The 248-nt window shown below is 71.8% G+C and carries 1 pseudogene; it reads left to right on the forward strand.

What is annotated here, in order from left to right:
• Positions 1-19: 19 nt before the first annotated feature.
• Positions 20-248: pseudogene (locus tag SB658_RS26360) on the forward strand (hypothetical protein); the annotation flags it as partial.

Genomic DNA, 248 nt, shown 5'->3' on the forward strand with positions numbered 1-248 from the left:
TGATCGGAGCGGTCGCGACATGCTTCTGAGTGCGGAGAAGGCGGCAGCAGGCCGCGTGCGGGTGTATCGCGGAGCGACCGTCGTCGACGGCACCGGCTCGCCGCGGTACACGGCCGACGTCGCGGTCGAGGGCGCCAGGATCGTCGCGATCGTGAGGGGCACGGATGCCCCGTCGCTCGACCTCGAACTGCCGGAGGGCGCGATCGAGGTCGATGCGACCGGGCTCGTCCTCGCGCCGGGCTTCATCG

Source organism: Bacillus sp. SIMBA_008 (assembly GCF_046535495.1).
Lineage (GTDB): Bacteria > Bacillota > Bacilli > Bacillales > Bacillaceae > Bacillus > Bacillus subtilis.